The following is a 1,693-nucleotide window of genomic DNA, read 5'->3' as shown; positions in this document are numbered from 1 at the left end:
TCATGGTGCGCCGGACTTTGCGGCTTTCATCAGGCAATTAGGCAGATGCCTGATTCGGCCGGGGTTGCAGCATTGGTCAGGGAGCTGGCGGCATTTCCGACGCTGGCGGCGGAACCTGCATCTTGTTCCATGGCGTGGGTGGTAACCGCCTGTGCCGCTATCAGAATCGCGCCACAGGCTGTGCGGTCACCCTCGCGAGCCGGCGCCTTGCCGTTGGTAATCATGTCTTCGGCACCGGAGGTGATCGGGAAGGTTCCTCTGCAGCGCGGGCAGACGGTCAGATCGCCGATGCCTGCCACGGCCTTGCCGTGGATCAGGAAAGTCTGATCGCCACTGATGACCGTGCCGCCGTGACTGGTCTTGTCTCCAACGGTGATGAAGGGACGACTCATGATTTCCTCGCCAGGTTATGCATGGCGCACAAGAGGTGCGCTGTTGTGCTCGCTTGGATGAGGGACGACAGGATTTGTTCCCAGATGGCGGGAAAGCCGCTCTGAGGGCTTCTATGAGCCCATAGGCCGGGTGCGGAGAGGAGGGGAGAGACTGAAATATTTCAAAAATGCAACTATTTTTGCCTTTTTCAGCCCGGCGCGCGCGGTTGCCCCCACCCCGCGCCTGCCCACTACGTAGGTCGGTTTTGACTCAAATTTGCGTCAGCCGCTGAGGTCCGCCCCGCCTGGCCTGTTAGGGTGCCTTTCCGGTGGCAGATTTGACGCATTTTGACGCGGGGATCGGCCATTTAATGATCCGCTCATTTACTACTTCGCTAAGCTTGACCCTATGAAGAGCTGGCACCCGAAGAAATGATGGTTTTTCGTCAACATCATGGCAATTTGCTTTGTCGCTTTCCGCGATCAGCCGAGTTTCGATTTATCATTGATCCTTGTTTCTTACCCATTTTTGTTCTTAAAAAAATAGATTTGGGGAAATATGTTTCCGACAAATGGTCGTGATGAGTTCAAGCTTGTTTTTGGGGACCCGCTTACTGCGCCGGTGCCTGTAAGTACCTTTTGGAGCGCCATTGGCCGACAGAAGATGGGGCGATAGTGGTGGAGCTGCGGACAACTCTGATACCGTGGCTTGGGACGATGATGACGCTCGGTCTTGTCGAAGCTGATGACCCAACAAAAGCGGATGCAAAGATTTATGCGTTCACCGTAAAGGGGCGTGCATTGCTCGCAAATTTTGAGAAATTTTCAGAAAATTGAAAATCGAAGTGCACTAGAATTCGTTGCATTCGCGCTTCATATTGCAACGCAATTAGAGGCGACACTGTGTTTTTGATAGGATTTTTTTAATGCCAATTGACGCCATTGACTTATTTTGCGGTGCAGGCGGGCTTTCTTATGGCCTTCGGAAGGCGGGTATCAACGTCCGTGCAGGTATTGATCTGGATCCCAAGTGTGAATTTCCTTACACGGCAAACATGGGCGGAGCAAAATTTATCCGAGAAAGCGTTACTAATGTAACTGGCGATTCTCTAAGTAAATTCTACCGAAAAAAATCCACTAGGCTCCTCGCTGGATGCGCGCCTTGTCAGCCATTTTCGACGCTTCGTAATGGAACTGAGAGGGAGAAAAGCGATAAGTGGCCGCTGCTAGATGAGTTTTCACGACTCGTTCAGGAGCTCACTCCAGATTTGGTGACAATGGAAAATGTTCCAAATCTGCAGTCACAAAGTATTTCCAAGATT

1 protein-coding gene and 1 pseudogene are annotated in these 1,693 nt (G+C 51.9%); one reads left to right on the top strand and one right to left on the bottom strand.

Annotation, left to right across the window (positions count from 1 at the left end; genetic code table 11):
- Nucleotides 1-392 (bottom strand): annotated as a pseudogene (locus I5W_RS01645) (PAAR domain-containing protein).
- A 905-nt stretch (nucleotides 393-1,297) separates the two neighbouring features.
- Here I5W_RS01645 and I5W_RS29270 point away from each other — a divergent pair.
- Nucleotides 1,298-1,693: DNA cytosine methyltransferase (locus I5W_RS29270; RefSeq protein ID WP_044527939.1), on the top strand; the 396-nt coding region annotated here is incomplete at its 3' end.

It is taken from the genome of Herbaspirillum sp. B65 (genome assembly GCF_000333555.1).
GTDB lineage: Bacteria > Pseudomonadota > Gammaproteobacteria > Burkholderiales > Burkholderiaceae_D > Herbaspirillum > Herbaspirillum rubrisubalbicans.
This window is presented reverse-complemented; position numbering and strand designations above follow the sequence as displayed.